This is a genomic window from Clostridium facile (genome assembly GCF_014297275.1).
Classification (GTDB): domain Bacteria; phylum Bacillota; class Clostridia; order Oscillospirales; family Ruminococcaceae; genus Massilioclostridium; species Massilioclostridium facile.
On sequence record NZ_JACOQK010000001.1, the window covers coordinates 1266301 to 1278304 of the forward strand.

General features: G+C 38.4%; 11 protein-coding genes. 5 read left to right on the forward strand and 6 right to left on the reverse strand.

Annotated features, from left to right (window positions below):
- Window positions 1-246: 246 nt before the first annotated feature.
- Genes aroF through H8Z77_RS05350 form a run of 3 tightly spaced genes read left to right on the forward strand, consistent with a single transcriptional unit; the run spans window position 247 to window position 2569 of the window.
- Window positions 247-1266, forward strand: coding sequence for a 3-deoxy-7-phosphoheptulonate synthase (gene aroF / locus H8Z77_RS05340; protein ID WP_186997110.1), 1020 nt, complete (start codon window positions 247-249; stop codon window positions 1264-1266).
- A 10-nt stretch (window positions 1267-1276) separates the two neighbouring features.
- A complete protein-coding gene (locus H8Z77_RS05345; RefSeq protein ID WP_069989143.1) occupies window positions 1277-2128 on the forward strand; it encodes a prephenate dehydrogenase in 852 nt (283 codons plus the stop codon).
- Between the two features lie 30 nt (window positions 2129-2158).
- On the forward strand, window positions 2159-2569 hold the full coding sequence (locus H8Z77_RS05350) for a GNAT family N-acetyltransferase (protein ID WP_186996392.1): 411 nt from the start codon (window positions 2159-2161) through the stop codon (window positions 2567-2569).
- A gap of 192 nt (window positions 2570-2761) precedes the next feature.
- Here the strand turns inward: H8Z77_RS05350 and H8Z77_RS05355 are convergent, their stop codons facing one another.
- The 6 genes from H8Z77_RS05355 to H8Z77_RS05380 all read right to left on the reverse strand — a co-directional run bounded on the left by H8Z77_RS05355 (window position 2762) and on the right by H8Z77_RS05380 (window position 8056).
- Window positions 2762-3205, reverse strand: a complete 444-nt coding sequence (locus tag H8Z77_RS05355; protein WP_186996393.1) for a DUF5104 domain-containing protein — start codon at window positions 3203-3205, stop codon at window positions 2762-2764.
- 121 nt (window positions 3206-3326) lie between these two features.
- On the reverse strand, window positions 3327-4358 hold the full coding sequence (locus H8Z77_RS05360; protein WP_186996394.1) for a hypothetical protein: 1032 nt from the start codon (window positions 4356-4358) through the stop codon (window positions 3327-3329).
- Between the two features lie 21 nt (window positions 4359-4379).
- Window positions 4380-5627, reverse strand: a complete 1248-nt coding sequence (locus tag H8Z77_RS05365; RefSeq protein ID WP_186996395.1) for a glutamate-5-semialdehyde dehydrogenase — start codon at window positions 5625-5627, stop codon at window positions 4380-4382.
- Between the two features lie 14 nt (window positions 5628-5641).
- Window positions 5642-6433 (reverse strand): glutamate 5-kinase, encoded by a 792-nt coding sequence (gene proB, locus H8Z77_RS05370; protein WP_186996396.1) that lies wholly within the window; start codon window positions 6431-6433, stop codon window positions 5642-5644.
- Between the two features lie 72 nt (window positions 6434-6505).
- Window positions 6506-7351 carry a DUF975 family protein gene (locus H8Z77_RS05375; RefSeq protein WP_186996397.1) on the reverse strand — a complete coding sequence of 282 codons (846 nt, stop codon included), beginning with the start codon at window positions 7349-7351 and terminating at the stop codon, window positions 6506-6508.
- A 15-nt stretch (window positions 7352-7366) separates the two neighbouring features.
- A complete protein-coding gene (locus H8Z77_RS05380) occupies window positions 7367-8056 on the reverse strand; it encodes a histidine phosphatase family protein (RefSeq protein WP_186996398.1) in 690 nt (229 codons plus the stop codon).
- 202 nt (window positions 8057-8258) lie between these two features.
- Here H8Z77_RS05380 and H8Z77_RS05385 point away from each other — a divergent pair, with 202 nt between their 5' ends.
- Together H8Z77_RS05385 and H8Z77_RS05390 are read left to right on the forward strand one after the other, a co-directional pair.
- Window positions 8259-8948 carry a helix-turn-helix domain-containing protein gene (locus H8Z77_RS05385; protein WP_069989151.1) on the forward strand — a complete coding sequence of 230 codons (690 nt, stop codon included), beginning with the start codon at window positions 8259-8261 and terminating at the stop codon, window positions 8946-8948.
- A 185-nt stretch (window positions 8949-9133) separates the two neighbouring features.
- On the forward strand, window positions 9134-11842 hold the full coding sequence (locus H8Z77_RS05390; protein WP_366471916.1) for a cation-translocating P-type ATPase: 2709 nt from the start codon (window positions 9134-9136) through the stop codon (window positions 11840-11842).
- Window positions 11843-12004: the final 162 nt, after the last annotated feature.

Consider the following 12004-nt stretch of genomic DNA (forward strand, 5'->3'; position numbering starts at 1 on the left):
TGGGCTTACTTTTTTAGCGCAGGTAATTTGTGTTGTCATAAGTTAGAAAACCGATAATTGATTTATCCAAAATAGATGGAGCGGAAATCAGGTTGATAGCTTTTGACAGCTATCAACCTTTTTTGTTGCACAACTTATTATCTGCCAAATAAATGCCTGGGGAGATAATAAGTTGTAAAAACTCCCCTTAAGAATGAGGAGGAGTAAACAATGAAAACCGCAGTTATGACGAAAGGATTGTTACCAATGATTGTTATCTTAAAAGAAGGCGCACCAAAAGACCATGTAAACCATTTACTCAACGATTTGACCCAATTGGGACTAAAAACTGATGTCATCAAAGGGGAACACAAACAGATTATCACCTTAATTGGTGACACCACCAAAGTGGATATCGAAAACCTGATGGCACGCCAGGTTGTAGAAAATGTACGCCGTGTATCCGAACCATACAAGGCTGCCAATAGAAAATTTCATCCAGACGATACCATCATAACAGTGGGTAACCAAAAAATTGGGCAAGGCTACTTTACTGTAATGTCCGGACCTTGTTCTGTCGAAACAGAAGAACAAATCGTTGAGGTTGCGGAACGTGTAAAAGCCGCAGGGGCAAATTTCCTGCGTGGGGGCGCATTCAAACCCCGTACTTCCCCATACTCTTTCCAGGGATTAGGTGCGACAGGGTTAGAATTGCTGTTAAAAGCAAAAAAGGCTACCGGTCTACAGATTGTCACTGAAATTATGAGTTTACGGGATATTGACCTATTCGCCGATGTAGATATTATCCAGGTTGGCGCCCGCAACATGCAGAACTTTGAGCTATTAAAAGAATTGGGCCACTGCAATAAACCAATCCTGTTAAAACGTGGTTTGGCAAATACCATTGAAGAATGGCTGATGAGCGCGGAATACATTATGGCTGGTGGCAACACCAATGTAATTATGTGCGAACGTGGTATCCGCACCTACGAAACAATGACAAGAAATACCCTGGATATATCCGCAGTTCCTCTATTAAAACAGGTTTCCCATCTTCCTGTCATCGTTGACCCAAGCCATGCAACTGGTTTGACTTCTTTGGTAAAACCATTGTCGAAAGCCGCAATTGCCGCTGGCGCTGACGGTGTTATGATTGAAGTACATAACTGCCCAAGCAAAGCACTATCCGACGGTGCACAATCCCTGACTCCTGACCAATTTGATAATGTAATGGAAAGCATCAAACGTCAGTTGGAGTTTGAAGGAAAAACCCTATTAAAAGCATAAGGAGTAAGATATGAACATTCTTATCGTTGGATTGGGTTTAATTGGAGGAAGCTTTTGCCGTACCATAAAAAAACATACGACAGATACTGTGTTAGGAATGGATATTGACCAAAATACGGTTAATCAAGCAGTGGAATCAGGCGCGATCGACCGCCAGGCAAACTTTGAAGATATTTCCATTGCGGATTTAACTTTTGTTTGCCTCTATCCTCAACAAACCATTGATTTTATAACAGAACATGCTTCTCAGTTTAAACCTGGCAGTGTAGTTGCGGATACTTGTGGAATCAAAAACCGAATTGTCAGCAATTGCGAAAAAGCCCTTTTACCCTATGGTGTCCACTTTGTTGGTATCCACCCAATGGCTGGCCGCGAATTTTCTGGTTTCTCCTATTCTACGGATAGTCTGTTCCAAGGGGCGAGTTTTATTGTAACTGCTTCCAAACAATCCAATCCAGATGCGGTAAATCTGGTAACGGATTTGGCGGTCCGGATGGGGTTCGGGGAAATTGTGCGGACATCGCCAGAGCAGCATGACAAAATTATTGCTTTTACTTCTCAGCTAGCCCATGTTGTTTCTAACGCTTATATGAAAAGCCCTACCGCTTTATATGAGCGTGGATTTACTGGAGGAAGTTTCCAGGATTTAACCCGTGTCGCTATGTTAAACGATAAAATGTGGACGGAGTTATTCTGGTTGAACAAGGAACCATTGCTCTATGAAATCAATACGATCATTGCCCACCTCTCCCAATACCGAGACGCTTTATTAACAGGTGATCTTGCTACCTTGCAACGTTTACTTTATGAGGGTAGCGAGCTAAAAAAACAGGATTTAAAGGCCAACGGAAAAATCAAATGAAACAGTTTACAATTACAAAAGTAAAATTTGATGATTTACCGAAAATTTTCGCAATACAAAAACTTGATTTTGCTGAAGAAGCAGAGCACTGCCGGATTTTTTAATATACAGCCATTGACAGAAACATTGCAAGAAGTAGAACAGCAATACCAAAAGGGAACTGTCATCTTGGAAGCAGTAAATCATATCCAAACAATAATTGGTTCCATCCGTGGTAGATTGGAAAATGATACAGGATATGTAAGTAAATTATCTATTCACCCAGCATCACAAAATCAGGGGGTAGGTTCTTTCCTACTACACCACTTGGAGCTTTATTCCCCAACTGTAATTTTTCCTTATTTACCAATAAAGATAATCCAAAGAACCTTGCTTTTTACTAATCCAACGGGTTTTATCTTACTGATAAAAAACAAGAAGTCTTTTCTGTTACTCTTATAAAACGCTATAAACCAAAACTACTTTTATCCAGATAATTTCTTTCGATATGAAACAAAAATCTGTCAATGTATTTAAACAGTTATCTTCTTTCCTTAATAATCCAGATAAATAACATCAAATAAAGTGTGCAAAACTTTAAAGCAAATGAAAAAGCTACTATGTTTTTTACATAGTAGCTTTTTCTTAATTTTTCTATTCAACGGTAATTCCTAGGTTCCACTTATGTTCTCCCCAATAGGCATATTGCAAATTAGAATTTTCCGCTCTGATAACATATAACGAATCAATACCTATATTGTCTGGATCAGTGGTATCTTTCGTAAATTGTTTGATTGCAAAACGATATTGAGCTTTATCTGTTTCTACATCATAAGTGGAGAGTATGAATTTCCATTCACCTGTCTGATCCCTGCTTGCATCAGCACCTCCTCCACCCCAATCATCATAGGAAACCATTTCTCCCTGAAAAAAATCAAATAAAGCAATAGCGTCTTTTTCAAAATTCTCTGAACTTTCTACTGCGTTTTTGGAAAACAATGTTTTTAAGGAATCGGTATCCCGGTTTTGTACTGCTTCTATCATTTGTTCAAAGTTACGATTCGCAACCTCTGTGTCAGTGTCAAAAAGACGTTCCATTAAGTGAGGTCCTCTCAAAGAGCATGAACTGGAAAAAAGCACTAAAATACAGGCAAATAAAAATACACTTATCTTTTTCATAACAAGATATCCAATTTATGAGATTTCATTTACCATCAATTTAACCTTCCGGTTGGATCTCTATCTGAGAACTGGAAGATTCCATAGTATCATCTTCTGTATAAATATTTGTTTGATTAGAAGATGTCTCATCTGTTTGAGTATTTTCAGTTTCCTCACTCTGTCCCTGGGAGGAAGAATTACTAGCATCTGTTGAACTTGTTGTTTCTGTGGAAGATGTATTTTCTTTTACCTGCTCCATCCCTACGATATAAAACTGGTTCTTCTCATCTGATTTTAACTGGTATTCTACATATTTGAATGGTTCCTCCGTGTGGTTCCCTTTCAAATTACTACCCCAAGCATTATTCTGGGCAATATATCCCACCTTAATTAGATACATGCCCTCTGATTTTGTTATTTTTTCTACTTTAGGGCTATAATTTTGGAACTGAATCTCTTTTGGAACCATATACATCTTGGTATCTGGAGAATATTCAAAAATATATTCATTATCAGTAACCGCTACATTTTGATAGGTAATATCATTTCCAAATAACTTTTTGACATGGGATTCTACATCAACCGCTGGAATATAAATGGAAAAATCATCACTTGCGTACTCGGATTGGTCAGCGTTTAAAATAATATCCCATAACGCCGCAGAAACAATAGTGGAATCCCCCAGTTTATTCATATCATCTACTGGTGCAGGGTCTAGCATCACAACGGGAGTTAAAAATTGTTCAAATTTTGCAATTTCTTTTTGATTGGTCGCAACATCGCCAATTACATCAACCAGTTTTATTCCTGTCACGATTACTCCGATTACTGCAAAAATACCAATAATACCACCAAAAACCACATTTTTATCCATATGGCGCAAACCATTCCAAAATTTTTTCATGGCTAATACAAATTTATTTGGTCCATTATGATACTGCTGTTCTTCCTCCACAGGTGCCGTCAATACAGCCTTTGGCATTTCTTTTTTGGAGGATTCCGCCTTATCTAGGGTTTCTGTTTCCTGTGGTACAGGTTGCTCTACTGGAGCCTGTTTCACATCTTGGTTTTGATCCTTCTGCTTACTCATATAAGTATCCTCCTGCTTTATTTATCGAACCTGTCCTGTTCCATGGATAATATATTTAATCGTAGTCAGTTCAGGGAGCCCCATAGGACCTCTTGCATGAAGTTTTTGGGTAGAAATACCTATTTCCGCACCAAAGCCAAACTCACCGCCATCGGTAAAACGGGTAGAAGCATTGACATAAACAGCAGCGGAATCCACCTGTGCTGTAAATTTTTCAGATGCTGGTAAAGAATTGGTGATAATCGCTTCCGAATGTCCTGTAGAATAGGTTTGAATGTGGGAGATTGCCTGGTCAATATCTTGTACCACACGCACTGACATTTTATAATCCAAATACTCAGTAGCATAATCCTCTTCGGTTGCTGGAAATACACTTTCTCCTAAAATTCGTATTGTTTCTGGACAACCAAATAGCTGTACAGATTTTTCATCTAATTTTTGTTTTACCATTGGTAAAAATTTTTCCGCAATTTCCTTATGTACCAATAGGCTCTCAGCTGCGTTGCATACAGATGGACGGCTGGTTTTTGCGTTGTACACAATTTCAGCAGCCATTTCCAAATCTGCATCTTGATCCACATAGATATGGCAGTTTCCTGTACCGGTTTCGATAACAGGGACAGTAGCGTTTTGTACCACAGCTTGAATCAGTCCAGAACCCCCTCTAGGAATCAGTACATCCAAATAGCCATTTAGTTTCATTAATTGAGTGGAACTTTCTCGGGAAGTATCCGTAACCAGCTGAATAATATCTTTGGGAAATCCAGCTTGTTCTACCGCTTCTCGCATTAAGTCCACCAGTACCGTATTAGATTGGATCGCTTCTTTTCCACCACGCAAAATTACAGCATTTCCTGCTTTTAAGCAAAGAGTCGCAGCATCTACTGACACATTGGGACGGGATTCAAATATAATTCCAATTACCCCCATTGGAACACGCACTTTTGTCATTTTCAATCCATTTGGACGAGTAAATCCAGTTTCTACAACACCAGTAGGATCCTCTAACTGGATTAACTCCCTTACTGCATTTGCCATGGAATGAATTCGAGCTTCATTCAATAATAATCGGTCAATCATTGTTTCTGGAATTCCCATGGAACGGGCAGTTTCAATATCCTGCTGATTTTTTTCCATAATCAGCACAACGGATTGATCCAGTTTCTCGGCAATCAACTGTAAAGCTTCATTCTTTTTTTGTGTGGAAGCAGTATTGATGATGCTGGACACTGCTTTCGCATTTTTTCCTAATTGTTCAACCATAACCATCCTCCATCTCTATTTTACTGATGATTTACTGGGAAATAGGTCCCTACTTTTTGTCCTTCTATTACTTGATACAACAAATCCGGTTTTTCCCCATTAATAATAAACATTGGGATTCCCGCTTCTGTTGCGATTTCCGCCGCGTGAATTTTCGTAATCATTCCGCCAGTTCCCAAAGAACTGCCTCGTCCTCCCGCAATTTCACGGATATGGTCATCAATAATATCTACTTGTTTAATTAATTGTGCTTCTGGATATTTGGCAGGATTCTTGTCGTACAATCCATCAATATCAGTAAGTAATACCAGTAAATCCGCTTTTGCTATCTTCGCTACAATAGCGGATAAGGTATCGTTGTCACCAAATTCAATTTCTTCGGTAGAAACCGTATCATTTTCATTAATAATTGGAATTGCGTTATATTGCAGCAACGCATTTAACGTGTTTAACACATTTACTTCACGCCTGCCACCGTCAATAATATATTTTGTAAGCAATAACTGAGAAACAATGTGATTATATTCCCCAAACAATTTATCATATACATACATTAATTCACACTGGCCAATTGCAGCACATGCCTGTTTGGAAGGAATATCAGCAGGACGTTGTTTTAACCCCAATTTTCCAGAACCAACCCCTATGGAACCAGAAGAAACTAGAATAATCTCTTTTCCAGCATTTTTTAAATCGGAAAGCACTTTTACCAGATGTTCCACATGACGGATATTCAACATACCTGTGGGATGTGCTAAAGTGGAGGTACCTACTTTTACGACAATTCTTTGTATATTTTTGGTATTTGCCATTTCAATTACCCCTTAAAAATTTCTATATCCGATTTATTATAGCATAATTTGACGTAATAGAAAAGGTTAATTTTATAAACTTTCCGCCAGTACCTCCCGTTTGGCATGTTCAATCTGATATTTTGCAAATAATGCTAGTTCTACTGATAGATAAGGAATAACAAAAATAATAGGGATAAATATTACACACAACACCAATAATGGAACCATACAAATCAATAACATAATTAATTGGAACCGTTCCCCTTTCATCATACAGGAAGAAAGCCGGATCATTTGTGCTATTTTCAAAGAACTATCTTCTACAAATAAAAACCCCACCAAATAGTATTTAGAACAAACATAAATAAAAAAGATTAATCCTGTAAATAACAATAGCCAAGTAAATCCTAGCATGACCCAATAAATATAAGCACTATAATAGCCAGAAGACTGATAAAACCACGCTAAAGAATACATAGCACAGGCAGGTAATAAAGATACAATCAAATATCCCAACATTCGGAAAAAAACAGATAAGATAATACCAATACTGTGAAAATAGCGTTTTGCGCTGGTATAAAAATAAAACACCAAGGCAATGGGGGAATTCTCACCGGAAGCCACTGCATATGCCCATTTAATACTGCCAAACCAAATAGGAGATACCAAAAATAGCGAAACAATTCCCACAATCAAGAGGGTAATCAGATGGGCTATTGCATCATAGTGGCCATTGGTAATCCATTTTTGTACAGCAGTAATAGAACTAAACAAATTTTTGTATCCGGAACTGGATAAAAAAGTATATGTTGTTTTTTCTACTAATAATAACAAAAGATGGATACTTAGGAAAACCAGCCCAATGGCAATCCCTTTACTCCAGTTTGCCTGTAAAGCGCGTCCGGTATTCCTTCTGATATGGCTGTTTACCGTCATTCTATCACTTCCATTCTATTCGATTTCTTCATTCTGTTCCTCTACATCCCAAAAACTATATTCCTGAATAGAAGAAAAACCATCTTCTAAGGTAGAATAAGGAATTGGATCATATACCTCAAAAAACTGGTCCCTCATCCAAAGCTGGGTGTAAGTCATTACAGTATAGCCTTTTCCACTTTCTGTCTGCCACTCTAACTCTCCACGTTGTGGCAAACCATAGGCGGCTAACAGTGCCGCAATCACACCTCCATGAGTAATTAATGCCGCACTAGTAATATCATTTTGCATCATATCCATAAAAATTTGATTGATACCAAATTCCAGTCTTTTTTGGAACTGTTCTTTACTTTCTCCTTGAGGCGGGGCAGTGTCCATATCACCTTCCATCCATTCTTGAAAAGCGGCATCCTCTTTTAGTTGTTCCAAACTTTGGTTCTCAAATACACCAAAATCATATTCTTTTAAAGCATCCACTTTTTGTAGAAAAGTATCCGGATAAATAATGTCTGCCGTTTCTACTGCACGTTTTAAAGGGCTACAATATACTTTTTGTACATGTGGATATTCACAGGTATCTACCAAGGTTTCAATCTCTTCCCTTCCCTGTTCGCAAAGAGGTAAATCTGTAGAACCAATATATTTTCCTTCTAAATTTCCCTGTGTAATTCCATGGCGAATCATGTAAAGCTTAAAGGTTTTCATGTCAACTAAATCTCCTATTCCACTAAATATTGTATATCTTGTTTCTTTTATCTACTATAGTTTAATGTCAATAGACAAAATGCCCAAAAACAGCACCGACATTTTTTCTAAAAAACTATGTTTTTTCTTCAAAAATTCCTTTACAAAAGGTAGCTGGTATACTATAATTTACTATACGTTATCAATTTTGGAGGATAAACTAATGAATTCAGAATTTCCAAGAATTTTGACCTTACTTCGCAAAGAGAAAGGAATCAGCCAAAAACAGGCTGCACAAGAACTGGGAGTATCCCAGGCATTATTATCCCACTATGAAAAAGGAATCCGTGAATGCGGTTTAGCCTTTGTTGTAAAAGCTGCTGATTTTTACCATGTGTCCTGCGATTTTTTATTGGGCAGGTCTCCTGAACGGCAAGGTACCACTTTAACCATGGAAGAACTTCCAGATGCCGCTGAAAAAAAAGAACTTCCTAACCCCAAAACACTGGCCGCAGTATATAACAAAAAATTACTGTTCAGTTCTATGAATATTCTATTCGATTTATTAGCAAAATCAGAAAATAAAACACTGATTAACGAAGCATCTTCTTTTATGACGCTAAGTGTATACCGGCTGTTCCGTTTGATATTCCAGGCAAATAGAAATAATAATGAAGAAATGTTTATGCTTCCAAAAGAACTGGCAACAGCAAAGGCACAATCCGCCATGCTGCTAAATGAAGCAGTTATCTCCGCAATTACTACGGGTGCGCTTCCAAAAGAACTGGAACAAATCAGCAACAAAGACAAGCTTGCTATCTCGATGGAGGTTTTAGACCAGCGTTACCCTGCGGATAAATCGGCTCTGTTAAACCTCATAAAAAATTGCGAACACAAATTGTCAGAAGAATAAAATCTTGTATTATTGTACCATTTCTTGTATCAGAAATAAAGGTGTAAATTGTTAAAAACAAAAGTTTACCTTTGAGGATACTTCCTCAAGGGTTTTTTATTGCGATTTTTCCAATCATAAAGCAGACATTTCATTCATACCTATAGCAGTAAGAAATGTTGTCCACCAAGGATGGAGGAATGAATGTGAAATGGTTGGAATTTATGAACCGTGATTTATCTGAGCCCACTCCAATAAGGCAGCAGCCAGCTCTTGAAAAAAAGGGATTAACTTCTGCTCAGGCGGAACGGCTTCTAGCCTCTTATGGTGAAAACCGATTAAAATCCGGAAAAAAAGTAAAGGCACTTCCCATTTTTGTATCCCAGTTCCGAGATGCTCTCGTGATGATTTTATTAATTTCTACTGCTGCTTCTATTTTTATGGGGGAGCTGGTGGAAGCAATCTCTATTGCGGTTATCGTTCTCGCCAATGCTATTATGGGATTTATCCAGGAATTTAAAACAGAAAAAACACTGGAAACTTTAAAACAGATGTCTGCCCCTATGGCAAAAGTTTACCGAAATGGCGAGTTGGTGCGTCTAGAAACCGAAAAGCTGGTTCCTGGTGACGTAATTGAAATTGAAGCTGGAGACCGCATACCAGCTGACGCAATTTTATTGGAATCTGTTTCTCTACAAACAGATGAATCAGTACTCACCGGAGAATCCGTCCCTGTCCATAAACAGGAAAACTCTTCTGCCACCTTAGAAAACAAATTAAATCAACCCTACTTGGTTTATATGGGTACAACGGTAACAAAAGGCCATGGAAAAGCTCAGATTATTTCCACAGGAATGTCTACTCAAATGGGAAAAATCGCCCATATGCTTTCCGAAATCAAAGAGGACCTGACCCCGTTGCAAAACAAATTAAACGAACTTGGAAAACTAATTGGGATTGGCTGCTTAGCTGTTTCGGCTATTGTCGCAGTGGCAGGATTGCTTCGGGGTGAACCATTGATGCAGATGATTATTACCGGTGTTTCTCTGGCTGTTGCAGCAGTCCCAGAAGGATTACCCGCTATTGTCACAATCTCCTTAGCTTTAGCAGTAAAACGGATGATTCGCAGAAAAGCATTAATCCGAAAACTCCATGCAGTAGAAACACTGGGATGTACAGGAGTTATTTGTTCTGATAAAACAGGGACTTTAACCGAAAATAAGATGACAGTCCAACAATTGATTACTTTTAACCAATCTGTAGAAATCTCCCATGACAATCAATTTATCGAACAAGGAGTTCCTATCAAACCAACTTCTAACCCCACTTATAAGAGAATACTGGAAATCTGTGTCCTGTGTAACAATGCTCAGTTACAACATTCCCATCAAAAAGGGAAATCTGGATGGAAAGCAGTTGGAGAGCCCACAGAAACCGCCCTTTTATTGGCTGCCGCCAAAGCTGGTATCACCTCAGAAAGCTTGAAAACAGAGTATGTACGCATGGAGGAAATTCCATTTGATAGTACCAGAAAATGTATGTCCGTCATTGTCAAAGACAAAGCAGGTCGGGAATGGATTTTCACCAAAGGAGCATATGATGTCATTCTAGAAAAATCAAGCCGGATTCAACAAGGAAATACTGCCGCTATGATCACCCCTGCAGACAAGAAGAGACTGGAGCAGCAAAATAACAAGATGGCTGGCTCAGGGATGAGGGTACTAGGATTTGCCTATGCTCCTGTATCAGGAACACCACAGGAAAAAAATTTAATTTTCCTCGGATTATCTGGCATGATGGATCCTCCAAGAAAAGAAGCAAAACAAGCAGTAATTACTTGCCGAAAAGCAGGTGTCAAAACGGTTATGATTACAGGAGACCACAAACTGACTGCTTGTGCTATCGCAAAGCAAATTGGCATTTATCAAAAAGGTGACCTTTGCCTAACAGGACGGGAGCTGGAAAAGATGAGTGACCAAGATTTAGATCATGTAGTACAGAAAGTCACGGTATTTGCCCGTGTCAGCCCTAGCCATAAGTTAAAAATTGTCCGTTCCTTAAAGCGAAAAGGGAATGTAATTGCTATGACTGGAGATGGAGTAAATGACGCCCCTGCTATTAAAGAAGCCAACATTGGGGTTTCTATGGGGATCACTGGAAGTGATGTCACAAAACAAGCGGCGGATGTCATCCTATTAGATGATAATTTCTCCACTTTAGTTGCCGCAATTGAAGAAGGCCGCGTTATCTACCAAAATATACGGAAATTTATCCGTTACTTGCTCTCCTGCAATATTGGGGAAGTATTGACCATGTTCGCTGGAATGTTGATGGGGATGCCTGTGCCTCTGCTCCCCATGCAGATTTTATTGGTAAACTTGGTAACAGATGGACTACCTGCGATTTCCCTTGGATTGGACCCTGCTGAAAAAGATGTCATGAAACAGCGTCCACGCCACCCAGAAGAAAGCATCTTTGCTCATGGATTAGTGTATACGATTATTTTCCGTGGTGTGTTGATTGGATTAACAACGCTAACCGTTTTTATTACGATGTTCCGTATGACCTTAAGTGTAGATGCTGCCAGGACAGGAGCGTTTTTCACCCTGGTGCTTACCCAATTAATCCATGTATTCGAATGTAAAAGCGAAACAAAATCCATATTTTCCATTCCTCTATTTAACAATATGAAATTAGTTGGTTCCGTTCTAATTTCCGCCATCATTGTTTTGTTGGCAATTTACCTACCACAATGTAATTTATTGTTCCGTACAGTACCATTAAGCGGCATACAGCTCCTTCTTTGTTTTGGCATTTCTATGGTCGTTCCTATCTGTAACGCAATCTTTTTAGCAGTAAAAAAATCTTTCCATAAAAAAGATATGCTGATAGCTACACCAGAACAAGCTGAATAAGTTTTAGTTTAAATCTTCTTTGATTCAGAAACTCTCTCTTCTCAAAATATTAAAAATCAAAATGATCTGATTTCATTTAAAAACTTAAATAAATAGATGCATTAAAGATTTAGCCACTAGCAATATTATCAGTATTCCATTTATTAAAACCACTTAGTGATT

Excerpts from the sequence above, each read along its gene's own strand:
- H8Z77_RS05385 (WP_069989151.1), top strand. The coding sequence starts at position 8,259 with ATGAATTCAGAATTTCCAAGAATTTTGACCTTACTTCGCAAAGAGAAA.
- H8Z77_RS05380 (WP_186996398.1), bottom strand. The coding sequence starts at position 8,056 with ATGAAAACCTTTAAGCTTTACATGATTCGCCATGGAATTACACAGGGA.
- H8Z77_RS05365 (WP_186996395.1), bottom strand. The coding sequence starts at position 5,627 with ATGGTTATGGTTGAACAATTAGGAAAAAATGCGAAAGCAGTGTCCAGC.
- aroF (WP_186997110.1), top strand. The coding sequence starts at position 247 with ATGATTGTTATCTTAAAAGAAGGCGCACCAAAAGACCATGTAAACCAT.
- H8Z77_RS05355 (WP_186996393.1), bottom strand. The coding sequence starts at position 3,205 with ATGGAACGTCTTTTTGACACTGACACAGAGGTTGCGAATCGTAACTTT.
- H8Z77_RS05360 (WP_186996394.1), bottom strand. The coding sequence starts at position 4,358 with ATGAGTAAGCAGAAGGATCAAAACCAAGATGTGAAACAGGCTCCAGTA.
- H8Z77_RS05345 (WP_069989143.1), top strand. The coding sequence starts at position 1,277 with ATGAACATTCTTATCGTTGGATTGGGTTTAATTGGAGGAAGCTTTTGC.
- proB (WP_186996396.1), bottom strand. The coding sequence starts at position 6,433 with ATGGCAAATACCAAAAATATACAAAGAATTGTCGTAAAAGTAGGTACC.
- H8Z77_RS05375 (WP_186996397.1), bottom strand. The coding sequence starts at position 7,351 with ATGACGGTAAACAGCCATATCAGAAGGAATACCGGACGCGCTTTACAG.
- H8Z77_RS05350 (WP_186996392.1), top strand. The coding sequence starts at position 2,159 with ATGATTTACCGAAAATTTTCGCAATACAAAAACTTGATTTTGCTGAAG.